Source organism: Bacillus cereus group sp. Bc010, from assembly GCF_027716745.1.
GTDB classification, from domain to species: Bacteria; Bacillota; Bacilli; order Bacillales; family Bacillaceae_G; genus Bacillus_A; species Bacillus_A pacificus.
Map to the genome: position 1 here is coordinate 37,736 of NZ_JAQFUY010000025.1, position 25,670 is coordinate 63,405.

Here is a 25,670-nt window from a genome sequence, read left to right on the forward strand (position 1 = left end):
CTGTGGCTTCTCAGTCTGCTTTTCTCTATATAAAGGGAGATTTTCAAGTTAAGATTGCGGTACAGTCATATCACCAGAGTGAATACGACCTGCTTTTTTAAGAGCAATGTAAAGTATATAAGAAACAGCTACTGGAATGACGATATAAGTGATTACCATCGCTGGGACAACTTCCCATCCTTCGCTGGAAATTAAATTAATTGGTGCGATAAGGGAACTTAATCCAAGACCTGCAATTTCTTTTCCTGCTTCCAGTTGGAAAATTAATGCTGATACTGGACCAACTATCGCACTGGCGACGACCGTTGGGACGAGAATCATTGGATTTTTAGTGATATTTGGCAACTGTACTTTTGGAGTACACAGAGCTTGAGCTAATATGCCACCTAAATTATTTTCTTTCGCTGAGATAACAGAGAATCCGATAAACTGAGCAACGCAGCCTGCAAGAGCAGCACCACCTGCAACACCGTCTAAGCTAAGTGCGATCGCTAACGCAGCTGATGAAGCTGGGGAGATAAGTAATAGTCCCCAAACTACCGCAATAACGATAGAAGCGATGAACGGGCTACCAGCTGAGCTATCTTTAATGAATGCTCCAACTGTATTTAAAACAGGAGTAATATTATGAGATAACCAAATACCGACTAAACCAGAACCTAATATGGCCGCAAATGGAACGAGCATCATATCTAACGCAGTTTTTCCACTTAAACGTTTACCAATATATACAGCTAAAGTCGCTGTTAATAATGCTCCGATTGGCTCACCTGTTTTAATAATTAGACCTGCTTCAGTAATTGAAATGGATCCGGCACCAATCGCTCCAGCTACCATAGCCGAGAAGATTACAAGGCCATTTGCACCGAGCATAAAAGCAATTCCGGCACCAATGGCTGGTGCCATAAGTGATTTTGCAACAACTCCGATTGTAATAAGCAACGGAATATCAACAATTCTTCCTATATTTTCGATCAGTAAACCAATTCCGAGGGATACGAAAATACCTTGTGCAATTCCAGCAGAAGCTTTAAATACACGAGACATTATATATTCCTTCATTTGTTTCACCTTCTCCTATAAGTTAGTAACCAATTGTTTTCATATAATCACGTAAAATGTCGTTTGATTTTGCGAATCGAGATTCTTCATCTTCTGTTAAGTTTAGTTCTACAATTTCTTTTATACCGTCTCTAGTAATAATAGCTGGTACTCCTGTGCAAAGATCATATTCACCATACTCACCATCTAAAATAGCTGATACAGCAATGACACGGTAATCATCGTTAAAGATTGAGCTCGCAATATATGCTAGAGAATTTCCGATTCCGTAATAAGTTGTTCCTTTACGTTTATAAATTTCCCATCCAGCTTTTGCAGTCTTCTCAACAATTTCATCTAAATCTATTTCACCAAATTGATCTTTTTTCTCTTCTAAAATTTGCAGAATTGGTTTTCCACCAACAGTTACGTATGACCAAGCAACCATTTGAGAATCACCATGTTCCCCTAATGAATACCCGTGAATACTACGAGGATCTACATGTAACATTTCAGATAAAATTGTTCGTAAGCGAGAAGAATCTAGTGATGTACCAGTACCGATTACACGATTTCTAGGTAATCCAGACAATTTCCACACTTGATATGTAATAATATCAACTGGGTTCGATGCAAGTAAGAAAATACCGTCAAATCCACTTTCCATTACGCCACCAACAACACTTTCCATAATCTTCGCACTCGCTCCTAAAGTATCTAAGCGACTTTGCCCTGGCTTTGGTGCTGGTCCTGCTGTAATAATAACAATATCCATATCTTTGCAGTCTTCATAGCTTCCTGCATATACTTTTGTTCTTGTATTTGTAAAGTTAATGCAGTGTGATAAATCCATCGCTTCCCCAACTGCACGTTCATGATTTATATCAATTAATAATAGCTCTTCGCAAATGCCTTGATTCACAATGGAATATGCACAACTTGATCCAACTAATCCAGTACCGATAATTGCAATTTTTCTTGTATTTCGTTTCATAGCAATCTCTCCTAATTGATCATATAATCTATTTCTTTTGTTCTTTACACTCCTAATTATAGAGATTCCCACGATATAAACCATGGATACTTTGTGAAATATTGAGCAAAGTTTTTATCCTTTTTGTGAATTGTTATATTCCATTTTCGTCATATTTGTTACAACTGGAAAAATATTTATTATGTATTTATTGACATATACAAAAAGAAAACGAGCGAATAGATTCGCTCGTTTTCTTTTTTCTGTTATTCCGCACTTAATTGGCTCTTTAATTGTTGTACAATCATCGGATTTGCAGGTGCTGCCGGTTTGTAATAACTCTTTTGCTTTGCATACTCATACATATTACGTTGACGCATCTCATCCTGATTACGAATTTGAATTAACGTTTGGTGTAACTGTTCATTATCAGACTGAGCGATATAGTTTGCATAACTTGTTAAACTTGCATTTAATCCTGCTAAATAATCATTTACCATATCTTTTTCATTCATCTTTCGCTTCCTCCTATCCTAAGAAAGTCATTAATTGTTGTTTCGTATTTCGTGCATCTTGCGCATCTTTTTGTAGCATTTGTTTCAGTTGTGGATCCGTACACGTCTGTGCATACTGCTCCAACTTGTTAATAATTGTTGCATGTCCACCAATTAAATGACGTAAGTTTTCTACTTCAAGCTCTGTTAAATTTTGCATGGAATACTCCTACCTTTCTTCTTTCATTCAATATTAGTATTTGTTTTTGGGGCAATAGTATACATAAATTAAATTCCCCAATAGTACTCTAATCTTTCTAATTTTGCAGAGTTGTATTAGTGGATATCAAAAACGCCTTCTATATTTTAAAGATAAGTTCAATTTGGCCAAATTCTCTCACGAATCCGAAGGAAATAGTTTGTACACGATGTTAAGATTTGGCTAGATAAATAAAATTAGGGGGAGTAAGGCTATTAATATTCGGTGTGAAAATTGCGCAGTCTGAGAATTAAAGCGTAAATTACTTCCTTCTGACCACATAAAAATATTTATACTAGATTCTAATCTACTACATAATTGTGTGAATGAGCTATGTATCAACTTAGTCAAACGCATAGAGTGATTAATTCTTGTACATCATATTTACTTCTTGATTGGACAAATTCAATCTTTCGAGCGAATCGCTTCACAGCATTAGGTGACATATATCGTCGCAACTCTTTAGAAATCAATTCTAGTTCATCAAAAATTGATAAATTCATACCTAAAATGCCATCATTTAATAAATTATATTAAAATTCTTTTTTTCACCCTAAAGAAATGTTATAATAAGTAAAAAATGTATTTTTGTGGTGGTGCTTTGTTTATGTCAAAAGAAAAATTAGATAATGTATTAACTTTTATTTTAGTAGTGTTTGGTTTCTATATGATTTGGGCTTCCTCTTTAAGTACAGGTAATAAATTGCTATTGTCTTTTATTGTGGGGATAATTGGGGGAACAATAATTTATTTTATAACTAATATTTACGCCTATTTGAAATCTTTTACGGAAAAGAAATAAACAGGTTTTATAGCTAGTTATTTAATGCATCATAAGAAAAGCTAAATTAAGCTTTTCTTATGATGCATTAATGTTTTGATTTATTAAACCAATCCTTAAATATCTCTTCGCTTTCTTCACCTTCTATTCTATTTATTTCTTTACCATTTTTATAGTTCACAATAGTTGGTGTGCCTTCAATGTTAAATTCTTTCCATCCTTCTGGATTCTCTTCTAGATTTATAACTTCCATATTAATATTCATTTTCTCTGCCATTGGTATGACTATTGGCGTAACATTTTTACAGTATTGACAGTTTGTTTGATAAAAATAAACTACTTTATGTTCTTTATTTAAAATTTTAGATTGCAGTTGATCAGGAGTTATTTGTTTCTGATAATACATTTCTTTTGTTTTTGTAGTAGAAACATTGAAGAAATAACACAGTATTAAAACACTTAAAAAGAGCGAACTGAAAATAATTAATTTTTTCATATGAATTTAAATCACCTTAATATAAAATTTTATTTTATGAATAACGTATAAAGGAGAGTATTTATAACTCTCCTTTATACGTTATTTTGCATGTTCGATTTATTTTATATATCCATTTGCCTTACAGAAGCTTTTTATTAATTTATTACTATTTTGGAATTTCTTACACGCTTCAACTACTCCCCATTTTAGAATAGCATCAACGAATTTTTTACCTATATAAAGCGCTCCAGCCATTGCTAGTCCAACTACAACTTCATAAAGTCCAGCGATAGCTGGGATAGCAAAAGGAATAACAATAGGTATGTATTGTACATTTGAATTTTGAACATTAATTTCCACTTCGTTATTTTCAAACAACTCGTTTTGTTCTGGAGTAAGAGATTCAAAGAAATTCTTTGTTTCTTGAGCATATAGAGGATTCATACCTAATTTAATTGCCTTTTTTGTGTCAAATGAAATTGTTCCATCAGGATTTTTAGTTATTGCTTGATTCGTTATTTCTTTTGCTAACTCTAAATTATTTTGCGTTAAAACTTTTTCAGCTTCATGAAAAACTTGAGTGTTTTCTATTTTAGTATTTTCATTTGTGTTTGCTAAAGTACTAGCTTCAGTGATTAAAGTACTACTCGCCATTAAAGATAATGTTACTACTAAAGTTCTAGCGATTTGTTTTGTATTAATTGGCCATTTTTTCATAATTCCAATTACATCCTATTATGTAAAAAAAAGTTTATGTATGATTCATTTACCATTTTAAATTATTTTTACCTTTTTTTTGGCAATAGATATTAAAAGACGTGAAATATTCAGAATTGATAACCTTTTAAAAGGAAAATATGTATTTATTTGTTAACCTCCTAGTTTTATAGACTAATTTAAACATGCATGCTGAAATAATCTAAATTCCTTATGTACAAATTATTTTATTGAATAGTTTGTAAGCTAATTAAACCAAAGAGTTTATCGCTTTTTCTTCCTTAACCTAAATAAGAAGGGGAAAATTCAGAACTTAACAAATCGTTCCTTATTTGCAGTATGAATCCTCCCATCTTGACCCTTGCTAATGTGAGACTAATTTATCTAGAAATTAAACTGTTACATAATCTAAAATTCAAATAATTTAAAAACGCAATGTAAAGATGATGTATTTTTTTCTAAACGTATTTTTGAGTTTACAAGGTTAGCTAAAGCTTGTTGAAGTAAATAGGAATATAATTAGGCTTGAAGTTCTTTAGAACAGAACTCCATTTTATCTAAAGCAGAAAAACTCATAGAAAACGCCATCCTTCCTGCATATTTCTGAACAGAAATAATAAATTTTCAAAAAAACAAAGGCTAGTTCACATTAGTTATATACAATATATTGTCCTTTGAATTTTCTTTATTGTACAAGGATATGCGCCTCAGAATTTATATATTTAGCACCTAAGCATTTCCAAGGTTTTACGTAATATAAGATGCAATACTATTTATCGACACTCAAAAAAGACAGTATGTTTAACTGAAACCTACTGTCTTAGCGTATCTGCCATCAAATCAATAGAAAATACTCTATCAATACATATCCTTTAAATCCTTAATAAGCCTAGGTTTTCCATGACCACTGTATACCACAGCATAAGCCTTATTCTTCCCCTGCTTCTTCAATCGTCTGTTGCATTTACATGCACTAACAGACCCTTAATCACCTTCAAATAAACGAGCATCCCTTTCAGAAATATAGAACGTAACATTTGGTAATCTTGTTTTATAGTAATAAGTTCTCCTATATGGTCATCATGCACATGCGTAATAACGCTATTCGTAATCGGTTTTCCTATTTTCCGAACTGATTCTAATATCTTCTTTTCACAAAAAGGGTAACGCAGCATCAATTAAAGTTAATCGGGAATCGGTGCGGCAAAAATACGATTTGACGAACTGTTTCTAAGCTTATTAGCTTCATCTTTTTTACTTCCCTCAAAAAGAGCTGTTCTACATATGTAGAACAGCTCTTTTCCAATTAATATCTTCTTTTCAAAACTACAATAGTTAAAGCATACGAACAAAGCACTCCAGCTAATAAACATGCATTTGCTAACTTATACTGTTCGCCTGTCAGTGAATATAGATTCCCAATCAAAAAGATAACTAAATATAGAAATAAAAATACAAATAATGAAATTTTAGCGGCATTTCCTGTAATATGCTCGCCTCTTTCATCTTCCCCCTCATTCTTCTGAAAACGTGTGGAATATAAAACACCTATTAGTCCTGCTACTGAGATTATGACCCCTATTACAATGCTCATTCCGTTTCCCCCTCTATTTTATATTGAAAAACTTCATGAAACTCCTTACCTAAAATATGTGCAATTTCAAAAGCTAAAATTAAAGATGGATTGTAACGATTTGCTTCAATTGAGGCGATCGTTTGTCTACTTACCCCTGCTTTGTTCGCTAAATCAGTTTGTGACCAGCGTTTTTCTGCTCTAAGTACAACGAGATTATTTTGTAAAATTCCACTCTGTTTCATAACCTCTCCTTTTTACAATATTTTCTATATTTTAATCGTAATTTATTTTTAACATCATGTAAACTATTTTTAACAATAATAAAGAGAAACTTTAATCCACTTACTGTTCTTTTCAAACCATATACACTAAAAAACCTTAGAATCGCTTCTAAGGTTTCCGGCTATCCATATTCAAAACACTATACTAATAAGTAACGAAAGAATTAATAATATAACTACCAATCCGTCAGTTACTCGTGCTATAAACTTCTTTTGTGCGCCCGCACTTGAAACGATAAAACGGAAGTATAATATACCTCCTATCGCAATAAGAATACATTCCAATATGATACTAATAGCCGGAAATCTCCACAATCCAAAACCAAGCATAGGTAAATCTCCGTAATGGCCCGGAAGTAACGGCAAATCAGCACGGTGCACAAGTAAATCTAAAATCCAATGACTAAAAACTACAGCCCCTATAACAAAACCACTCCGCTTGCCCCAAAACCTTTTCCCCACTATTCCTGCAACAAAAGCAATAAACAGTGCTCCTATTAAAGAATGTGTGTAATCCGCATGAATGATTGCTTCACCATAACTATTCCTATTAATAGGTTCAATTGTCTCTACTCCTAAAATATACAGCGGCAAAAAAATGATATCCAACAATTGTGAGCTTACCATAAGAGCCCAAAGTGGTAGTTTAGGTGACTTGGCTTTTACTGCTGCCGCTAAGCCAAAATGTCCTGCAAACATTTCACTTCACATCCTTTTGTCATTGTCCCTCCAGCAAATCAAAGCCTGCTATATAAAAAGCATCCTCAGCGACAAATTCATGCTTTTTCTCCTCTTATTCACTCTTTCATTCCACGTAATCCTTTAATAAACGTTTCCAACAATACATGTAAACTTATATCCAAATCTAACGGCAAACCAAATCCGCCCTGCTGTTCAATCGACGCAAATCCATGACAAATACTTCTGAATCCACGTGTCGCATGAAGTGCATTCTCTCCTTCTAAGCCGTACTGTTGTAAAACTTGAAGACAAAGCTTTACAATTCCGTCACCTGCTTTTCTTACTTCTTCATCTCGTAAAAAGGTTGCTTCATATAGTCCAGGATGTTTGCGTACGAATGCTACATACGCTTCTCCTAAAGCATGAATTGCTTCATCCATCCGTTTACCCTCGGCCGCTTCTTCCAGTTTGTTATACAGCTGCTTGATTCCGTAAATACCAAGATGTTTCCGTACATCTTGTAAACCTTTCACATGATTGTATAGCGAAGGTGAACGTACCCCTAATGTTTGCGCTAATGAAGCTAACGTTACTTCTTGTATTCCATTTGCATCTGCAATTTCTGCTGCTGTTTCTACAATTTTCTGTAATGTAAGTCCGATTCTCGGTGACATCAATTAACCCTCTTTTCTACTTTCTATATTCCGCTTAGCTTCCTTAATAGCAAGCTCTATGACAGTCCCTGGATCGTTTATCATTTTCCCATGCCCTGCCGCAAGCAAGGACGGCTCATATTCTCTTAGCTTCTCTGCACTTTGTAATGATATTTCTTTACTCCACGTTGCCATCGCTGGAAACGGAAACCAAAATTTCATTTGTCCCGAAACAGCCGTACCTCCTCTCGTTTGGAATGCATCCCCAACAATAAGAGCTTTATTTCGTACATCAAGAAACGCCATGGAGCCTGGCGTATGTCCCGGTGTCATAATCGCAAGAAGCGATCCAACTCGGTCGCCATCTTCCAATAAAACATCAGGTACCGTTTTTACTTTTTTAGGTACACCGCCTTTTATCGGTATATTCGGTTCATCCTTTTGTAACGTCGTATCTCCTTCTAACAGCTTTGCGTCCCTTTTAGAAATATAGACGGGAACATGAGGAAGTACTTCCTTTAATGCGTCTAATGCACCGATGTGATCATCATGCGCATGTGTTAATACAATATTCGTAATTGGTTTTCCTATTTTCTCAGCCGCCTGTAAAATTCCTTTTGCGCTATATGGCAAAGCAGCATCAATTAAAGTTAAACCATCTTCTTCCTCTATAAAGTAACAATTCACAGGAAATACTCTTGGCAAAAATGACAATTGATATACCGTTTTTTCATGCATCATTCTCATATTCCCATCTCCCTTTTCACGAAAACTAATACCATTAGTTTTATTATACTAATGGTATTAGTTTTATGTCACTAAAAACTTTATTTTCTCAGAAAAAAAAGAAAAGCAGTCGTTTATACGACTACTTTTCTTTAAAAATATTAAACCGTGTAACGCTCATCTTCTAAAATTTTCGCAGCAATTTCACGTTTCTTCGGAATTACGTTAAGTGGTGTGTGGCGAGTTAATTTACGTAATGATGATAACATCATGCGCAGCATGTCGCCGTTTTCAACTGCGATAAGTGTTTCTTTCGCATCTGCTTCGATTTCGTTAAATGCTTCTTGGCAGAATACTTCAGTGTATAACACTTTTTGTTTATTCTTTTCAAGACCAGTTGTTTTAATTGCTTTTTCTGTACGAAGAACAGCTGACTCCATTGCGTATAGGTTGCTTACGATGTCAGCGATATTCACAAGAATTTCTTGTTCTTTATCTAATGCTTTACCGTATTTTTGAGCAGCTAATCCAGCTACCATTAAGCCGATTTTCTTCGCGTTATTTACTAAATATTTTTGAAGTGCTAATGGCTCATCGCCTACTTCTTCTGGCATCATCATCATTAACTCTTCTTGTAATTTTTGTGCTTTTTGAAGAAGTGGTAATTCACCTTTCATCGCTTTACGTAAGAACGTACCTGGTACGATTAGGCGGTTAATTTCATTCGTTCCTTCGAAAATACGGTTAATACGAGAATCGCGGTACATTCTTTCAATCTCATACTCTGCCATAAATCCGTAACCACCGTGAATTTGAACACCTTCATCTACTGTATAGTCTAGTACTTCAGAACCGAATACTTTGTTTAAAGAACACTCGATTGCATATTCAGCGATAGAAGCTGCTACTGCTTTACCGTCTTTTACTTCTTCTTCAGATAATGTGCTCATGCGGCTTTCGAATAAGCCTACTGTACGATATACAGAGCTTTCAGCTGCATATGTTTTTGCTGCCATATTCGCAAGTTTCTCTTGAATTAATGGGAAGCGAGCGATTGGTTGTTTGAACTGTTGACGTTGGTTTGCATATTGTGCTGAAATTTCTACTGCACGTTTCGCAGATCCAACTGTACCAACACCTAATTTATAACGACCGATATTTAAAATGTTGAATGCGATAATATGACCTTTACCGATTTCGCCAAGTAAGTTTTCTTTCGGTACTAACGCATCTTCCAAAATTAACGTACGAGTTGAAGAACATTTAATACCCATTTTCTTTTCTTCTGGGCTTGTAGATACACCAGCATAGTCTTTCTCCACGATAAATGCTGAGAAGTGCTCTCCATCAATTTTTGCATATACGATAAATACGTCAGCAAATGCAGAGTTTGTAATCCACTGTTTTTCACCATTTAATACGTAATGTGTACCTTCTGCATTTAAACGTGCCGTTGTTTTTGCACCTAATGCGTCCGATCCTGAACCTGGCTCTGTTAATGCGTATGCCGCTAATTTTTCACCAGTTGCAAGTAATGGTAAATACTTTTTCTTTTGCTCTTCGTTACCGAATAATACGATTGGTAAAGATCCGATACCTACGTGAGCACCGTGAGTAATTGCAAAGCCACCAGCGCGAGAGAATTTCTCTGCGATTAACGCTGAGCTTACTTTATCAAGACCAATTCCGCCGTACTCTTCTGGTACGTCAGCACCTAATAAACCAAGTTCCCCAGCTTCTTTTAAAAGACGAACAGAACGATCAAACTCATGTTGCTCTAAATATTCAAGCTCTGGAAGAACTTCATTTACGATAAAGTCCTCTGTCGTTTTTGCAATCATTTTATGCTCAGATGAAAAATCTTCTGGCGTAAACACTTGATCAATCGTAATCTCATCTACTAAAAAGCTACCGCCTTTAACTGCACTTCCTACTGTTTTTTCCATGAAAATTTCCTCCTTCATATTTTCATAAGCCGCTTCTCTCATTTTGAAAGAAGCTGGCTCTCCCTTTTGTTTTTATAAACCTTTGTTGCTTCCATTCTTTGCATTGGTGACGTCTCGTTCTGAACGGGCCACCTGCACTTTTTTATAGTCCAGTTCCAGCGGCTAGAATGTTCGGTGGCTTCACTTCTTCCTGCGAGGCAAAGAACGCCTCTACGTCTGAAGCTCCATCCCCCTCACATTCTGAGCGAGCCGCTTCCACTTTTTTTCATAATCCAGTTCCGGTGGCTAGAACAGTCGGTCGTTTCACCCCTTCCTGTGAGGCAAAAAGCGCCTCTTCGTCAGGGCTTCCAACGCCCTCCTGTTCTGAACGAGCCACCTGCACTTTTTTTATAGTAATTCAAACACTCCCGCTGCTCCCATTCCGCCGCCGATACACATTGTTACGATACCGAATTGTTCGTTGCGGCGTTTCATTTCGTGAATAAGAGATAGTGTTAGTTTTGCTCCTGTACAGCCAAGTGGATGTCCAAGTGCGATTGCACCGCCGTTTACGTTTACTTTTTCTTCATCTAAACCAAGTTCACGAATAACTTGGATCGATTGTGAAGCGAATGCTTCATTTAGTTCGAATAGGCCGATATCAGATAGCTCTAAGCCAGCTAGTTTTAATGCTTTCGGAATTGCTGCGATTGGGCCAATTCCCATTACTTCTGGTGGTACACCCGCTACTGCAAATGAACGGAATTTCGCAAGTGGCTTCATACCATCGCTTACTGCTTTTTCACGGTCCATTAATAATACAGATGCTGCACCATCACTCATTTGTGAAGAGTTACCAGCCGTTACAGAACCGCGAACGTTAAATGCTGGACGTAATTTACCTAAAATGTCTAGCGTCGTTTCTGCTCTTACACCTTCGTCTTGCGTGAAAGTGATTGTTTCTTCTTGCAGTTTGTTATTTGATCCAACAGTACGTAACGTTACATCTACAGGTACTGTTTCATCAGCAAAGTTTCCTGCAGCTAATGCTTTCGCAGCACGTTGATGACTTCGTACTGCAAATGCATCTTGCTCTTCACGGGAAATTCCATATTTCACAGCAACTTGCTCTGCTGTATGTCCCATACCCATATAATATTCTGGAGCTGCTTCTACAAGGCGACTATTTGGACGAACAACGTGTCCCATCATTGGAACTAAACTCATTGATTCCGCTCCGCCTGATAATACAGCTTCCGAGTGCCCAAGCATAATGCGCTCTGCTCCGTAAGCGATACTTTGTAAACCTGAAGAACAGTAACGGTTAATTGTAATAGCTGGAACATCGTAAGAAAGTCCTGCTAATCCGCCGATATTACGAGCCATATTTAAACCTTGCTCTGCTTCTGGCATCGCACAACCGAAAATTAAATCATCGATTGGTCCTTCATAATTCGCACGCTTTAACGTTTCCTTTACTACTAACGCCCCTAGATCGTCAGGACGAACTGTTTTTAATGAACCCCTCTTTGCTTTTCCAATTGGTGTTCTTGCTCCCGCAACAATGACAGCTTCTCTCATGAACGATATCTCCCCTCGTTATTAGTTACGTAATGGCTTTCCTTTTACAAGCATGTGCTGCATTCTTGCTTGTGATTTCATCTCACTTACTAAGCTAATAAATGCTTCACGTTCTACATCTAATAAATACTGCTCATCAACTTCTGTTCCATACGGCACTTTTCCGCCCGCGATGACATATGCAAGTTTCTTCGCAATGTGAAGATCGTACTCTGAAATGTAACCAGATAAATGCATTGCTTCTGCACCAAGTGCAAGAGTTGCATATCCTGTTTCACCAACAACCGGTATCTTTTTACGAATCGGCGCTTTATAACCAGCTTCATATAAAGCAAGTGCTTTCTGTTTCGCATCGTATAGTAAGTGATCACCATTCACACTAATACCATCTTTATCACCTAAGAAGTTATGAGAAATCGCTTCTTGTCCTGAAGTTGAAACTTTCGCCATTGCGACTGTTTCAAACACTTTATTTGCAACTTTTTGTAGGTCAAACTCTACGCCGTTTGCCATTTTATTTAAGTGTTTAATGTATAGCTCTTTATTACCGCCTCCGCCAGGGATTAAGCCAACACCAACTTCTACTAAGCCCATATACGTTTCACTAGAAGCTTGAATGCTCGCTGCTGGTAAGCAAACTTCTGTACCTCCGCCAAGCGTCATACCATATGGTGCTGCTACAACTGGCTTAGAAGAGTATTTAATTTTCATCATTGCATCTTGGAAGTTTTTCACAACCCACTCAATTTCAAAGTAGTTGTCGTCTTGTGCTTCCATTAAGATCATTGCTAAGTTCGCACCAACGCAGAAGTTCTTCGATTGGTTACCGATAACAAGACCTTTATAATTCTTTTCTACTTCATCAACAGCGTAGTTAATCATTTGCGTAATATCCATACCGATTGCATTGCTCTTCGAATGGAATTCTAAACAAAGGATGCCGTCGCCTAAATCAATTAAGCTCGCTCCGCTATTTTTCTTTAATACGCCATTTTTCGCTTTTAATTGCTTAAGAGAAATTGCTTTTTTATTACGTTCGATTAGCTTATATTCGCCATTATCGTAATAGTAGCTATCTCCGTTATCATGTTTGTAGAAAGTAGTGAAACCTTTCTCTAACATTTCTTTCACCCAAGCAGGAACAACTACGCCGTTTTCTTCCATCTTTTGAACGGACTTTTCAACGCCAATTGCATCCCAAACTTCAAACGGTCCTTGCTCCCAGCCGAAGCCCCACTTCATCGCTTGGTCAATTGCAACGATATCGTCAGCAATTTCTTTATGAAGTTTTGCAGAGTATAAAAGAGTCGGTGTGATGATATTCCATAACAACTCTCCTGCGCGGTCTTTCGCATATACAAGCGCTTTCAATTTATTCGATAAACCTTTTTCTTGTTTACTTAACTCGATCGATGCAGCTTTTAATTTTTTACGAGCTTCGTACTCCATCGTTTCTGGATTTAATTCTAAAATTTCTTTTCCTTGTTTTAAGAAGAAGCCTTGACCTGTTTTGCTTCCAAGCCATTTTTTATCAAGCATGTCATGCATGAAAGCTGGTACTTTAAATACATCACGCTCTTCTTCTTGTACGTTTTCATATACGTTATTTGCAACGTGTACGAATGTATCTAAACCGACAACATCTAATGTACGGAACGTTGCGCTCTTCGGACGACCAATAAGTGGGCCTGTTACTGAATCAACTTCCCCAATGCTATAGCCGCGTTTTACCATCTCTTGAAGAGTTACTAATAAACCGTACGTACCGATGCGGTTTCCAATAAAGTTTGGTGTGTCTTTTGCGATAACAACGCCTTTTCCAAGAACGTCTTCGCCAAATAGTTTCATGAAGCTTAATACTTGTGGATCAGTTTCTTTCGTCGGTATTACCTCTAGAAGTTTTAAATATCGTGGTGGGTTAAAAAAGTGTGTGCCTAAGAAGTGTTTCTGGAAGTCGTCTGAACGACCTTCTGCCATTTTTTCAACTGAAATGCCTGACGTATTCGAGCTTACGATAGAACCCGGTTTACGAACAGCATCTACTTTTTCAAATAGTTTCTTTTTAATATCTAAGTTTTCAACTACTACTTCAATAATCCAATCTACATCAGCTAGACGCTCAAGGTCATCTTCTAAGTTACCTGCTTCAATCAGTGCTAAATTTCCTTTCACTGTCAGAGGAGCTGGTTTTTGCTTTAATAGTTTTTGTAGTGCCGTATTACTAAAACGATTTCTCACACTTTTATGTTCTAATGTAAGTCCCTTCGCTTCTTCTTCTTTCGTAAGCGCAGGTGGTACAATATCAAGCAATAATGTCGGAATACCAATATTAGCTAAGTGTGCCGCAATTCCTGAACCCATTACGCCTGACCCTAGAACAGCAGCCTTTTTAATTTGGAACATCCAATTCTCCCCCTATTCTTGAATGAATGCTCATTCAATTTTTCGACATAAGTCGCAATCAATGAGTGAGCCTCTACTAATAAATATATGATACTATTTAAATTTTCGCAATATATTTATTGATAAAATTTTCTGAAATAAAGTGAAACTTTAATCAGTAGGGGTTTCCTTCATCCCCTACTGATTATTAGTTGAACCAATCGGACTTTTATGGGCAGTTGACCCCTACCTAACTTCTTTTCTTTCGCTGAATTTTGAGGTGGGGGTCTTACTGCCCATTAAAGTGGGATAAATATTTTTCTTTTATTTGCCCATGCTATATATGTATTTTCTTCACTAAAATACACTTTCCCTTTTTATAATCTGACGAAACTGGAGGAATATATATGGCAAAACTTAAGAAGAACCCTTCAAAGGCTGGAATTAGCGCAGCAAGTGTGACAGGAAACGCTGGCCCAACTGATCGAGGCGTAGAAAAAGGACGTCAAGGTAATAACCAACAATATAAGAAGCATAATATGGGCGAAAAATAACGCTATATTTTTGGGCAGAGAACGTGGCATAATGGGTAATGGCTGCTTTTTCTGCCCAATTTATTTGTAACAAATGAGGGAATTATAATGAAGCGAACAATAGTTATGATTGTAATGATTGCCACACTATTTACAGGGATGATTTTCTTGTCTTACGCACAAAGACAACAAGCTGTAAGAGCTGATCAACCTAGTATCACTGGGCAATACGGCATTACAATTGATGCAGACACAGGTGAAATTTTGTATGGAAAAAGAGAGGACGAACGCTCTTATCCGGCTAGTATAGCCAAAATGATGACAACCCTTCTTTTACTAGAGAATGTAAAAGAAGATGAAGAAATTACAGTTACAGAAAACGCAATTAAAACAGAAAGCCAAAGTAAGAAAATTAAACTTCGTGCTGGGGAAAAGTTAAAACGTGATGAGGCATTAAAACTGATGCTTATCATTAGTGCAGACCCAATAGCTGAATCCATTGCAGAACATATTGCAGGATCAAAAAATGAATTTGTAAAAATGATGAATGCTAGAGCGAAGGAACTTGGTACAAAGCATGCGACTTTCAAAAACGCAAGTGGTGCTGATGCACTAGGAAACAAAGTATCACCATATGACATTGCTATAATTACGAAAGAAGCATTAAAGTACCCAGTTGTTTTAGAATATATGAATTCAACGCGTACAACTCTACATACTTCAGAACGCTCTCCAAAGATTGCAAACTATGGACGAGAAGAACTATATGACGATCCATATGCAATTGGAAGTAAAAGCGGTCTATCAGCACTCGGAAAATATACAGTCGTAACAGTGGATGAGAAAGACGGTAAACGTGTCATTAATGTTGTATTATCTTCTACTCGCAAGCAACTGTATCCTGATACGAAGAAAATGGCACATTACGCATTTCAGCAATTAAAATAACCAAGGAGTATTTTCTCCTTGGTTATTTTTTAACCATACCTTTTAATACGAACGCAACGTTTGCTGGACGCTCTGCTAGACGACGCATGAAGTAGCCATACCAGTCGTTTCCATAAGGTACGTAAACACGCATTTTGTAACCTTCTTTTACTAGCTCGAGTTGACGCTCATTACGAATACCATATAACATCTGGAATTCAAATTGATCCCTTGGAATGTTGTGTTCTTCGGCAAGTTTTTTCGTATATTCAATAATCGCTTCGTCATGTGAAGCAATTGCAGTATAATTTCCATTTAATAAGTGCATTTTAATAATCTTTTTATAATTGTCATCTACATCTTTCTTGTCCGGGAACGCCACTTCTTCAGGTTCTTTATAAGCCCCTTTTACAAGGCGTAAATTAGGATTATAAGCATTTAAGTCCTCAATATCTTTTTCTGTACGATATAGGTAAGCTTGAATAACAGTACCAATATTATCGTACTCAGACTTTAACTGTTTAAAGATATCAATCGTCTTTCCACAGCGTGTATAATCTTCCATATCAATTGTAACGAACACACCATTTTCTTTTGCAGCTTCTAAAATGCGGCGCATATTGTTCATTACGATTTCATCAGAGATATCTAATCCCATAGAAGTCATCTTTAAAGAAAGTTGCGAATCAAGACCTTCTCTTCCAATTGCACGGATTGCTTCAATCGATTGGTTAGCCATTTCATTTGCTTCCGCTTCATTATCAACGAATTCCCCTAAATAATCGATTGTTACACAAAGTCCTTGCTTGTTTAATTGTTTAATAGCTGCTGTCGCTAATTCAATTGTCTCCCCTGCGACAAAGCGACCTGCACCAAAGCGTAAACCGTACTTTTTAGCCAGTTTTGTTAGCGCTTTATTTTTAGATAAGAAAAGAAACGAATTTCGCATTAATTGTTCCATGTAATTCACCCCTATGACTTAATTTATCTGTTTTTTACCCCTATTCGAAATTATATCATTGTTTAAAATTATTGGATACAAATAATTATTTAGATAATTTATAAAATACTATAAAAACATTTAAAAACCTATATTCTCGCTTATAAATATGCCTGAAATATTTTTCGACATTTAGAAAAATAGAGTTTAATAGGCACAAAATAGGCATGCCGAAAATATTCGACATGCCTATAAAACCCTTTATATTCCATGTAAATTATATGAGGATATTAATACAGAAAACTTGAGATTATATTTACCCCAAGTTTTTTTATTGCTCATTTCTCTTCTCTTCATTCAGCCTTTTAATATGTGTAATTAACTGCACCATCTCTTCTTTCGCATCGGGATAAGTCTCATTCCAATGCTTCACTAAAGCCGGCATCGTCTTCGCTATGTAAGAATACAGCGCCCACTTCTGTACCTGTTCTTTTCTCTCTTCATTGCTCTCTCCAAGTAATAGTTCCGTGTATTTCTCTAACAACCCGTCAAATTGTTCGTTAAACTTTTCACTCATCTTATCTACCTCCTATATGAAAAAAGCAGCGAAGATCGCTGCTTTTCTTTATAATTTTGATCGAACAGAGTTTAATTTCTTCTCCATTGTGCTTACTTTATCACGACGATCATCGATACGAATTGTTGTCGCAACGCGCTGCGCACCTTTCGCATATGGAACTTCATGCATTTGTTGAATTACTTCTAGAATGACAGGAAGATCTCCTTCAATAATTGTATTCATTGGTGTTAATTGATACTTCACACGATCTGAGTTTTTCTCTAGCACCTTTTGTACTTCTGCTACATATTCACTCACACTTGGATTACCTGTTCCTACTGGAATAATCGATACGTCAACAATTGCCATAGTAGTCTTCCTCCTATACTTGCTTCTTATATATCCATTGTCTATTTTACCGAAATACGCATCATTTTACTAATTTGTTATTCCTCTATTTTAAACTGCTCAACTAATCTTTCTAAGTCTCTCATATGCTCCGTCAAGCTTTCCATCGTATGAGCTACCTTTTCTAGATGATTCACTTGTGATTCAGTTGCAGCATTTACCTCTTCCGAAACCGCTGCGCTTTCTTGACTCGTACCAGCAATTGTATGCATGACCGCTGTAATTTCTCCTTGCTCGTGACCGATGTTATGTACCTCTTCTACAATTTGTTCCACTGAAGTACTAATTGTATTTACAACTGACATAATGGTACGGAATTCCGCCTCTGCTTCTGTCGTAACATTATTTTGTATATCCGCAATGTCTTTCAATTTACTTACAACTTCTACAACTCGTCTTACCTCTACTTGTACATCACCAATCATCGTCGCAATTTCTACTGTTGCTTCTTTTGATTGTTCCGCTAATTTCCGAACCTCTTCCGCAACAACAGCAAAGCCCTTACCTTGTTCACCCGCACGTGCCGCCTCGATTGAAGCATTTAAAGCAAGTAAATTCGTTTGATCTGAAATACCTTTTATAAGCTCTACAACATTTTGAATCGATCCAACCCTTTGCTCTAACTTTCCAGATGCTTCCTCTGTATGAACAACAATCGAAGAGGATTGGCCCCTCGTACGAACTAAATTACGCATCGTATTTAATCCTTGCTTAGATGCCTCTTCAGCTTTGCCAGCCACACCTTTTATTTCACTAACAGAGTTATTCATTTGTTCCACTGACTGCGCCATATTCTCGAGCTGCTCTGAAACTTCATCTACACTATTAGCAAGCGTAGAAGCTCCTCCGCTCACGTCATCCATTGCACCTGACACTTCTCTACTAGCTGCTACAGTCTCATTCGTTAAATAATGTAGATTATTCGTTGATTGTTGCACGGTTGATACACTATTTTTAATTTTGCTTACCATTTCATTCATTTGCTCAACCATATGATTAAAATGGTTCGTCAGTTCTCCAACTTCATCCTTACTTGTCACTTTCATTTGCAACGTTAAATCACCTTCTGCTACTTTTTGAACGTGATTCGTTAATAGTTGCAGCGGTCTTGCTAACCTTCTTGAGAACAAGTATGAAGCTGCAATTCCAACGAATAAGCTAATACATGCCATTATAATGACTGTATTTCTCGTACTATTTAATAGCCCATCAATCGTGTCCTTCGGATAAACAATCCCAATTTTCCATTTCATCTTATCAAACAGTTGACTATAGGCTACTACATCGTTCCCTCCTAATGTCGTCACTGCAAATTTTGTTTCATCTTTATTCAAACTTTTTACAAGTGATTCTTTTGAAACATCTTTTCCTACTTTCTCTGGATATACAATAGCAATATTTTTATCATTTACGATAAACATTTCTCCGCCATTATTATATTGAATATTATGGAGTAGCTTTTGGATTGTTCCTAATGATACATCCATTGCTACTACCCCTAATACTGAACCATCTTGTCCGACAATAGCTTTTGAAACCCCAATACTTAACTTACCTGTCGCAATTTCATATTGTGGTTGCCCCCAAATAATCGATTTTGTATCGGATTCTGATGCTTTATACCACTGACGACTCGTTGGATCATACCCTTCAGGTACTTTTCCTCCGTCAGCAAGATTTACACTCAACGTTTTTTTATCTTTCGTTCCAATGTATACATCTAAAATATCAGGATGATTCTTTTTAAACCTTGAAAACTCTTTTAAAATAAAGCTCTCTTCTTCTGGAGTCACTCCATCTTGTAACATGTTTTGAATATCATCATGACTTCCATAATGACCCATATCCTCTTCAATTCGCTGCATAAATGCAGTTAACTGCTCTGTCACAAGATCCATCGTATTTTGAGAATACTGGTCTAAGGAGCTCACTTCCTTCTCTTTCTGTAATTGATACATAGCTGTACCTAAAATTACGAACATCATTGAAATAAGTACTGAAAATACTATTGCAATTTTTAAACGTAAACTTCTTAACATCTTCCCCAACGCATCCCCTTCTCGTTGTATTGTAATCATATTAATCACTATATTAAGTATAATGGATAAAATTAAAAAATTGAAATTAATTCTCAACTCAATCCCATTAGAAAACCTACTACCACTTGTGTAAAAACAAATAGTTCATTATCCTTAAACTATATAATCTCATTCGTTCGGAGGTAACTATGTTACAAAAATTCGGTTTCTCACAATATGAAAGCCAAGCTTATGAAGTTGTCGTATCAAGCAACGAACCATTAGATGCTACAACGATTGTGAAGCATTCTGGTGTGCCAAAAGCCAAAATATATGAAGTGCTAGCACGCCTGATCGATAAAGGAATGGTAATGGATTCTGTTTCAGAAAAGAAAAAGCTGTATACAGCATTACCACTCAAGCTAGCAATTGAAAAATTAACGACAGAATTCCAATCTAATATTAAAGAATTAGAGACAACTATATCAAAAAAATCATTTACAGATGACCGTGTATGGAGCTTAAAAATGCAATCTTCTATTCGCGTTCAAAGTAAAGAGCTCATCGAAAGTGCAAAAGAATCGATTCGCATTTCAGCTTGGAACGATACTCTTTTAGAATATCTTCCGTTACTAGAAGAAAAAGCAAAACAAGCCGTCCAAATTGAATCTCTTATTGTTGGAGAAGTAGAAACGAATTTAGAAAACATGCATTTTCTAATTCCAGCTGAAGAACCTAACGCATTAGAGCGCTATTTACTACTCATCGTTGACGACCGCGAAATTTTATTTGCTGGTGTAGAGCAAGAGTCATGGCAAGCAATGAAAACAATGTCACAACCTTTCGTAAAGTTCTTTACAGAATTTTTCTATCACGACGTTGCACTTGCAAAGATTACCCAGAAACACCATGATCTCTTTATGGAAGATGAGGAAATTAAAAGTTTGTTGATGAAGTTGAGATACTAATACACATACGATAAAGTTCAACTAATCGAACTTTAATGGACAGCCCGACCCACCTCAAAATTCTTTGCTTTCATTGAATTTTGAGGTGGGTCTTACTGCCCATTAAAGCGGGATAAAAAACAAAAAGCATCTAGTGCGCCACTAGATGCTTTTTTTCAAATTATTGCAATGCAACTTTGATTTCATTTCCAATCCAAAACGGAATCTAGTTCTTTATCTAGACTCCTTTTTATTTTCCTCTTTTATCTCCATCAACAACTCAATCATTTTCTCATTCTGCTCCACTTGTTTCTCTGAATTTTGATAGATGAAACGAACCCATCTAAGCGCAAGAATAATAAGAAACGATGGAAGCATTGAAATTAGAAGACCAATAATTGAAAAATTCGTATACATATACATCACCTCGCTACATACAAATTCTCCACTTCCCTACAAAAACCTGCAATTTTTTACAAATAAAAAAGAACCTATCAAACGATAGATTCTTCTTTTGCAAGCTGGGCAGAACGTCCTCTTGTAATCGAGAAAATTGCACAAAGCAGCGCTAATATAATAAAACCGCCCCCTACCCAAGCATTATATATAACAGACGATTTTTCAATAACAACTCCGCCTACTGTTGAACCGAGCGCAATCCCTAAGTGAAGGGCAGAGTTATTTAAACTTTGCTGAATACCAGCTGATTCTGGTGCAATTTCAATTAAATAATTTTGCTGTGCTGGCGAAATAGCCCAGCTCAGCATACTCCAAAGTCCCATCATAATAATGAACAGCGGGAATGAGAATGTCATCATCGGCAATAGGAAGATCGCACACGCAAATACGATAATAATTGAGATAATACTTTTCTTCGATCCCCATTTATCAGCAAGCCAGCCTCCGAAGCCGCCCCCAATTACTGCTGCGATTCCGAAGATGAAATAAAATACACTAATCCAATTCGCTTCCACATGCATAACATCTTTTAAAAATGGTGTTAAATATGCATATAGTGTTAAATGACCCGTTAAAAATAAGAACGACGTTAACTGTGCACTGACGATTTTTTTATCTTTTAACGTAGCAATTTGCTCTCTTATTGATAATACCGATGTCGGTGGTACTTTCGTTAAGAATAATGAAATACAAGCGATTGCCATCACTGTTAAGATTGAAATGAGCACAAATGGTGCACGCCATCCATATGCATTTCCGAGCACAAGGCCAAGCGGTACTCCAAGTACAAGTGACCCACTAATCCCCATGAAAATGATTCCAATTGCACGCGCACGAAAATGCGGTTCTACAACGCTAGAAGCAAGTGTTACTGACAGTGCAATAATAAGCGAACCACTCGCCGCACAAATCACCCTTGAGAACATTAACATCCCATAATTCACACTACATGCTGAAATAATATTTCCGATTAAGAAAATCGATAATGCCCCAACATACAATGCTTTTCTTTCAAATTTCCCTGTTAATGCTAATAAAACAGGGCCTGATAAAGCAAATACTACTGAAAATATTGTGATAAGCTGACCAGCTGCACTAATAGATACTCCTAAATCATTGGCAACTAAATCAAGCGTTCCTCCTATAATTAGCTCAACCGTTCCGACTACGAAAGCCGCGATAGCTAAAATATACACACGAAAATTCAAGTCTTTCCCCACGCTTTCTATTTTGGTTACTACGACTATAGTAACCAAAATAGAAGTTGAACACAAGTACAATTTTTTTACAGTAAAAAAGGTAGGCGCATTATACGCCTACCCTTCACTCATGACACTTCATTTTTATTCTTCTTATTTAAATACCAATATACCGGAAGCCCCGTAAATACAATTCCAATTGATAAGAAACAACTTACCGGATCATTGATAATTGCACTACCAATTACAAAGAACGAACCTAAAATCGCAACGATTGGTACGATTGGGAATAACGGTACACTGTATGCACGCTCTTTATTCTTATTACGTTTTCTTAAAATGAAGACACCAATAAACGTCATTACATAGAAAATATAAATAATGAATACGGAAATCTCAGATAGCTTATTCGGATCACTAATAATCATTAAAATAATTCCTAAAATGATTTCAACAGTAATCGCATTTGCTGGTGTTTTAAATCTTGGGCTTTCCTTCGCAATAAACTTAGCAAATGGAAGTTGTCCACGTTCTGCCATCGACATCGGGATACGTGGGAACGTTAAAATCTTTCCATTTAAACAACCGAAAATAGAAACGATAATACCGATACTAATAATTTTCCCGCCATATTCTCCAAGTAGCATTCCTGCAGCTGTCGCTGTTGCATTTTCTCCAAGGTCTACAATTTGAGTTGCTGGTAATACATTCAGTAACGCCAAATTAATTAATACGTAAGCAGCTGTTACAATTAAAATCCCAACTGTCATAGCTTTCGGTAATAACTTTGTTGGATTCTTCATTTCCCCGCCAATCGAAGCAAGTAAAATCCAACCGTCATAAGCAAATAACGTTGCTAAAATTGCCATCCCGATACTTTGATTTTCTGATATCGGTACAACTACGTTAAAAATATCGCTATTCCCTTTCCAGAAACCTAACACAACAATTAATACGATTGGAATCATCTTTCCGATTGTCGTAATCGTTTGAACGATACCTCCGTATTTTGTTCCCATACTATTTACAACGCCAAGGAACACAACTGTTCCAATCGCGATTGGTAAATTCCATACTTTATCTAAATAGAAAAAATTAATCATTAAAGAACTAAAGTATAACCCTAATGTTCCAATAATAGCTGGCCCATAAACAATCGTTTGCATCCAGCCCGATAAATATCCCCAAAAACTTCCGTAAATCTCCTCTAAATACGTATACAACCCACCATTTTTCGGGATTTGCGCTCCAATTTCAGCTACTGTTAAACCACTTGCTAACGTCAATAGACCACCAATTATCCAAGCAAGAATCGCCATATTAGAACTCCCCGAGTAATCTAATACGCTGCCTGGTTTCATAAACACACCAGACCCAATAATCGTTCCTACTACGATAGAAAGTGCTACCGTTAAACCAATTTTGTTCTTCTCATCATGATGCATACTGCGTATCCTCCTTCCAATCCTAGTGTGATGCAAAAATGAAATAAAAAAACACTCCTCCCTAAAAAAGGGACGAGTGTTGTATTCGTGGTTCCACCCTTGTTTCAATTCGTAAAGTAACACACTTCACCAATTTCTCAAGTCTACATAACGGTTTTTGCCGGCAAGCAATTACTAGATGTTCGTTCACTGCTGCAGTTCAGAGGTGGTAATCTATTTTTCCGTATTAGGAAGCTCACAGCCAAGGCCTCCCTCTCTGAGAATCGTAAAAAATTGATCGTGTCCTCATCATCACTTCTTGATGTCGAATTTTGTAGTTATTGTTCATTATATTGAATTGTTAGAAAAAATCAATATATTTTTTATATAACATATGAAATATTTCTCTTCTTATATTATAACAGAAGTTACGATACTTCTCTAATTCCCTCTTATCTTTGGAGCCGTGTAGCAATAAAAAATTATATCGGCGATTTTTCAAATATATCGACCACAACTTAATTTATATCAGCGATTTTCAAAATATATCGACCGCAACTTAATTTATATCGGCGATTTTCGAAATATATCGATTTACCAACAAAAAACGACAACAAGTAAGAGGAGACTGTTCCAAAAACAGCCTCCTCGCATACGTATCTTCCGGTTGCCCACACGAAAGATACGTAATTCGATTATTTATCTTCTTTGTTCATAAAAAACTTATGATGCGGAAGATCCACATTTAATGCCTCTAATTGTTTCTTCTCATTGTCTAAAATCGCTTTTGCTTTTGTTTTCGTTGCCTCATCTAATCCCGCAAAGATGTCTTCATGCTTCTCTTTCTCTGGGAGTTTCACACCTAGTTTTGTTAATTCTTCTTTTGCTTGCTCATGCGTTAATTTCCCGGACTTTTCCTGTTCAAAAATAGACATTGCTTTTTCCTTTGTTACTTCATCTAAGTTAGCAAGTATGTCTTTATACTTACTCTTCTCTGGCATTTTCACGCCTAACTTCGTTAATTCCTCTTTTGCTTGTTCACGTGTTAATTTGCCGGATTTCTCTTGCTCTAAAATTGATTTTGCTTTTTCTTTCGTTTGATCATCTAATCCCGCAAATATTTCTTTGTGTTTACCCTTTTCCGGGAACTTCACGCCTAATTTTGTTAATTCTTCTTTTGCTTGTTCACGTGTTAATTTGCCGGACTTTTCTTGCTCTAAAATTGATTTTGCTTTTTCTTTCGTTTGATCATCTAATCCCGCAAACATTTCTTTACGTTTTTCTTTCTCTGGAAGCTTTACACCTAGCTCCTCTAACTGTTTCTTTGTATCATCCATAATCGTTTTTACTTTTTGTTTTGTGGCGTCATCTAAATCTTTTTTCGCCGTTTTTGTAGATTGCTCAGCTGCTGGAGTATTCGTTGCCGCGAATGCCGGGATGCCGACTCCTCCAATGATTCCGAATGATAAAGCACCTGCAATCGCTAAATACCCAACTGTTTTCTTCTTCATAGGAAATTTCCTCCTTCATATTTCTAATGCATGTACACTCTCGTATACAATGCCTATAGTAATGTTGGTTTCTTAAAATTTCCTTAACGACTTAACAAAAAAACACCGCTCATGATGAAGTGAAGTGAACCCGAATAGTGGTACATGAAAAAAACACCTCCTGAATTCGCATACTAAGTATGCAAATTCAATGGAGG

The 25,670-nt window shown here is 36.4% G+C and carries 27 protein-coding genes, 1 pseudogene and 1 other annotated feature; of the genes and pseudogenes, 4 read left to right on the forward strand and 24 right to left on the reverse strand.

Going from position 1 to position 25,670, the window contains the following annotated elements; genetic code table 11:
* Positions 1-48: 48 nt before the first annotated feature.
* The 5 genes from PDQ68_RS21550 to PDQ68_RS21570 form a co-directional block, all read right to left on the reverse strand.
* Positions 49-1,062, reverse strand: a complete 1,014-nt coding sequence (locus PDQ68_RS21550) for a PTS sugar transporter subunit IIC (RefSeq protein ID WP_000666177.1) — start codon at positions 1,060-1,062, stop codon at positions 49-51.
* A 22-nt stretch (positions 1,063-1,084) separates the two neighbouring features.
* Positions 1,085-2,035 (reverse strand): L-lactate dehydrogenase, encoded by a 951-nt coding sequence (locus tag PDQ68_RS21555; protein WP_061183279.1) that lies wholly within the window; start codon positions 2,033-2,035, stop codon positions 1,085-1,087.
* Between the two features lie 245 nt (positions 2,036-2,280).
* Positions 2,281-2,529, reverse strand: coding sequence for a spore coat protein (locus tag PDQ68_RS21560; RefSeq protein ID WP_001002987.1), 249 nt, complete (start codon positions 2,527-2,529; stop codon positions 2,281-2,283).
* Positions 2,530-2,542: 13 nt separating this feature from the next.
* Positions 2,543-2,728 (reverse strand): hypothetical protein, encoded by a 186-nt coding sequence (locus PDQ68_RS21565; RefSeq protein ID WP_001180555.1) that lies wholly within the window; start codon positions 2,726-2,728, stop codon positions 2,543-2,545.
* A 386-nt stretch (positions 2,729-3,114) separates the two neighbouring features.
* Positions 3,115-3,270 (reverse strand): hypothetical protein, encoded by a 156-nt coding sequence (locus tag PDQ68_RS21570; RefSeq protein WP_157674593.1) that lies wholly within the window; start codon positions 3,268-3,270, stop codon positions 3,115-3,117.
* A 104-nt stretch (positions 3,271-3,374) separates the two neighbouring features.
* Here PDQ68_RS21570 and PDQ68_RS21575 point away from each other — a divergent pair, with 104 nt between their 5' ends.
* Entirely contained in the window at positions 3,375-3,569 is a 195-nt protein-coding gene (locus tag PDQ68_RS21575; protein WP_061183280.1) for a hypothetical protein, read from the forward strand.
* Between the two features lie 67 nt (positions 3,570-3,636).
* Here the strand turns inward: PDQ68_RS21575 and PDQ68_RS21580 are convergent, their stop codons facing one another.
* The 11 genes and pseudogenes from PDQ68_RS21580 to PDQ68_RS21630 all read right to left on the reverse strand — a co-directional run bounded on the left by PDQ68_RS21580 (position 3,637) and on the right by PDQ68_RS21630 (position 14,569).
* Complete coding sequence (locus tag PDQ68_RS21580) at positions 3,637-4,044, reverse strand: thioredoxin family protein (RefSeq protein WP_061183281.1); 408 nt, start codon at positions 4,042-4,044, stop codon at positions 3,637-3,639.
* A 99-nt stretch (positions 4,045-4,143) separates the two neighbouring features.
* Positions 4,144-4,743 (reverse strand): hypothetical protein, encoded by a 600-nt coding sequence (locus PDQ68_RS21585; RefSeq protein WP_061183282.1) that lies wholly within the window; start codon positions 4,741-4,743, stop codon positions 4,144-4,146.
* 987 nt (positions 4,744-5,730) lie between these two features.
* A pseudogene (locus PDQ68_RS21590) lies at positions 5,731-5,992 on the reverse strand (MBL fold metallo-hydrolase); the annotation flags it as partial.
* A 57-nt stretch (positions 5,993-6,049) separates the two neighbouring features.
* Positions 6,050-6,337 carry a DUF2178 domain-containing protein gene (locus tag PDQ68_RS21595; protein WP_016718836.1) on the reverse strand — a complete coding sequence of 96 codons (288 nt, stop codon included), beginning with the start codon at positions 6,335-6,337 and terminating at the stop codon, positions 6,050-6,052.
* On the reverse strand, positions 6,334-6,561 hold the full coding sequence (locus PDQ68_RS21600) for a helix-turn-helix transcriptional regulator (protein ID WP_000813828.1): 228 nt from the start codon (positions 6,559-6,561) through the stop codon (positions 6,334-6,336). The genes PDQ68_RS21595 and PDQ68_RS21600 overlap by 4 nt, the downstream gene beginning before the upstream one ends.
* 171 nt (positions 6,562-6,732) lie before the next feature.
* Positions 6,733-7,299, reverse strand: coding sequence for a permease (locus tag PDQ68_RS21605; protein WP_270786952.1), 567 nt, complete (start codon positions 7,297-7,299; stop codon positions 6,733-6,735).
* Between the two features lie 98 nt (positions 7,300-7,397).
* Entirely contained in the window at positions 7,398-7,955 is a 558-nt protein-coding gene (locus PDQ68_RS21610; RefSeq protein WP_016718839.1) for a TetR/AcrR family transcriptional regulator, read from the reverse strand.
* A 3-nt stretch (positions 7,956-7,958) separates the two neighbouring features.
* Positions 7,959-8,681 (reverse strand): MBL fold metallo-hydrolase, encoded by a 723-nt coding sequence (locus tag PDQ68_RS21615; protein ID WP_270786953.1) that lies wholly within the window; start codon positions 8,679-8,681, stop codon positions 7,959-7,961.
* A 140-nt stretch (positions 8,682-8,821) separates the two neighbouring features.
* The gene (locus PDQ68_RS21620) at positions 8,822-10,606 is read right to left on the reverse strand and encodes an acyl-CoA dehydrogenase family protein (RefSeq protein WP_029141225.1); all 1,785 of its coding nucleotides are present in this window, start codon (positions 10,604-10,606) and stop codon (positions 8,822-8,824) included.
* Positions 10,607-10,993: 387 nt separating this feature from the next.
* The gene (locus PDQ68_RS21625) at positions 10,994-12,166 is read right to left on the reverse strand and encodes an acetyl-CoA C-acetyltransferase (protein WP_001206328.1); all 1,173 of its coding nucleotides are present in this window, start codon (positions 12,164-12,166) and stop codon (positions 10,994-10,996) included.
* Between the two features lie 21 nt (positions 12,167-12,187).
* On the reverse strand, positions 12,188-14,569 hold the full coding sequence (locus PDQ68_RS21630) for a 3-hydroxyacyl-CoA dehydrogenase/enoyl-CoA hydratase family protein (RefSeq protein ID WP_073531321.1): 2,382 nt from the start codon (positions 14,567-14,569) through the stop codon (positions 12,188-12,190).
* Positions 14,570-14,955: 386 nt separating this feature from the next.
* Between PDQ68_RS21630 and PDQ68_RS21635 the strand changes: the two genes are divergently transcribed.
* Together PDQ68_RS21635 and PDQ68_RS21640 are read left to right on the forward strand one after the other, a co-directional pair.
* Positions 14,956-15,102 carry a YuzL family protein gene (locus PDQ68_RS21635; protein WP_001096347.1) on the forward strand — a complete coding sequence of 49 codons (147 nt, stop codon included), beginning with the start codon at positions 14,956-14,958 and terminating at the stop codon, positions 15,100-15,102.
* A gap of 87 nt (positions 15,103-15,189) precedes the next feature.
* The gene (locus PDQ68_RS21640; protein WP_061183285.1) at positions 15,190-16,029 is read left to right on the forward strand and encodes a D-alanyl-D-alanine carboxypeptidase family protein; all 840 of its coding nucleotides are present in this window, start codon (positions 15,190-15,192) and stop codon (positions 16,027-16,029) included.
* A 22-nt stretch (positions 16,030-16,051) separates the two neighbouring features.
* Here PDQ68_RS21640 and PDQ68_RS21645 read toward each other — a convergent pair whose 3' ends face one another.
* From PDQ68_RS21645 to PDQ68_RS21660, 4 genes are all read right to left on the reverse strand, one after another.
* Positions 16,052-16,969 carry a proline dehydrogenase family protein gene (locus PDQ68_RS21645; RefSeq protein ID WP_000436772.1) on the reverse strand — a complete coding sequence of 306 codons (918 nt, stop codon included), beginning with the start codon at positions 16,967-16,969 and terminating at the stop codon, positions 16,052-16,054.
* A 310-nt stretch (positions 16,970-17,279) separates the two neighbouring features.
* Positions 17,280-17,525 (reverse strand): YusU family protein, encoded by a 246-nt coding sequence (locus tag PDQ68_RS21650; protein WP_001290596.1) that lies wholly within the window; start codon positions 17,523-17,525, stop codon positions 17,280-17,282.
* A gap of 48 nt (positions 17,526-17,573) precedes the next feature.
* A complete protein-coding gene (locus tag PDQ68_RS21655) occupies positions 17,574-17,876 on the reverse strand; it encodes an MTH1187 family thiamine-binding protein (RefSeq protein WP_001018866.1) in 303 nt (100 codons plus the stop codon).
* Positions 17,877-17,953: 77 nt separating this feature from the next.
* Positions 17,954-19,954, reverse strand: a complete 2,001-nt coding sequence (locus PDQ68_RS21660) for a methyl-accepting chemotaxis protein (RefSeq protein WP_061183286.1) — start codon at positions 19,952-19,954, stop codon at positions 17,954-17,956.
* A gap of 188 nt (positions 19,955-20,142) precedes the next feature.
* On the opposite strand from PDQ68_RS21660, the gene PDQ68_RS21665 reads away from it, so the two are divergent.
* Entirely contained in the window at positions 20,143-20,901 is a 759-nt protein-coding gene (locus PDQ68_RS21665) for a TrmB family transcriptional regulator (protein ID WP_016718846.1), read from the forward strand.
* A gap of 213 nt (positions 20,902-21,114) precedes the next feature.
* Here the strand turns inward: PDQ68_RS21665 and PDQ68_RS21670 are convergent, their stop codons facing one another.
* From PDQ68_RS21670 to PDQ68_RS21685, 4 genes are all read right to left on the reverse strand, one after another.
* A complete protein-coding gene (locus tag PDQ68_RS21670; protein WP_061183287.1) occupies positions 21,115-21,297 on the reverse strand; it encodes a hypothetical protein in 183 nt (60 codons plus the stop codon).
* A 77-nt stretch (positions 21,298-21,374) separates the two neighbouring features.
* On the reverse strand, positions 21,375-22,559 hold the full coding sequence (locus PDQ68_RS21675; protein ID WP_153016937.1) for an MFS transporter: 1,185 nt from the start codon (positions 22,557-22,559) through the stop codon (positions 21,375-21,377).
* A gap of 107 nt (positions 22,560-22,666) precedes the next feature.
* Positions 22,667-23,983, reverse strand: coding sequence for an APC family permease (locus PDQ68_RS21680; RefSeq protein WP_061183289.1), 1,317 nt, complete (start codon positions 23,981-23,983; stop codon positions 22,667-22,669).
* 65 nt (positions 23,984-24,048) lie between these two features.
* Positions 24,049-24,284, reverse strand: a binding site (T-box leader).
* 373 nt (positions 24,285-24,657) lie between these two features.
* Positions 24,658-25,473 (reverse strand): hypothetical protein, encoded by an 816-nt coding sequence (locus tag PDQ68_RS21685; RefSeq protein ID WP_061183290.1) that lies wholly within the window; start codon positions 25,471-25,473, stop codon positions 24,658-24,660.
* Positions 25,474-25,670: the final 197 nt, after the last annotated feature.